Below are 705 nucleotides of genomic sequence, written 5' to 3' on the forward strand. Positions count from 1 at the left end.
AGCTCGTTCGCCTCGAGCAGTTCCTCAGCTCGTGTAGATGGCTTTGAAATCACCCTTTTCCCCCTGTTGAATTAGCAACTTGTCACAGTTCGAGCCCCAGATTCTTCTCTGGCACCGGCGGCCCCTTCGCGCCCTTGCCCGCGTCCCCGAGCCCCATGTCGTCGGGCTTCTTGCTGAGCCCCATGTCGTCGCCTCCTTTGGCGTAGCGGGCCGCATCCTTCTCATCGAACCGGGGCAGGGGCGGCAGCGAGCCAAGGTCGCTCGAGCTGAGGCTGAAGCTCATGGATGGGCCGCTTGAGGTCTTGGATCCGGTGCCGGTGCTCGGCGAGCCGCTGCTCCCCGGACCATCGATGTTGATGCGGCCGACGGTCTCCAGCGCCGAGGTCTTGATGCCGGTGTTCCGATCGAGCTGGCGGGAGACCTTCTCCTGGTCGTTCACCACCACGGTGAGATCCGAGCGCACGCGAGTGACGCCCACGTTGAACAGCTGCTGATTGGTGAGGTTCGTCTCGGCACTCGACAGCGCCATGATGCCCTTATCAGCAGTCACGCCCTGGGCCATGTGCATGTTGAGCGAGTAGCCGAGATCGAGGCGAGAGAGCATCGCGTCGCCGTGCTGCAGCGTCAGCACCTGCTTGCTTGCCGTCTCGACCGTGACACCCTTGCCGTCGATCGACATGACGCGGGCCAGCGCGGACCGCTGCA

1 pseudogene is annotated in these 705 nt (G+C 63.8%); it reads right to left on the reverse strand.

Features of this window, described 5'->3' with window-relative positions:
- Nucleotides 1-82 precede the first annotated feature (82 nt).
- Nucleotides 83-705: pseudogene (locus CA234_RS24165) on the reverse strand (AAA family ATPase); the annotation flags it as partial.

This window comes from Sphingomonas sp. ABOLE (assembly GCF_003950455.1).
In the GTDB taxonomy this organism is placed as follows: domain Bacteria; phylum Pseudomonadota; class Alphaproteobacteria; order Sphingomonadales; family Sphingomonadaceae; genus Sphingomonas; species Sphingomonas trueperi.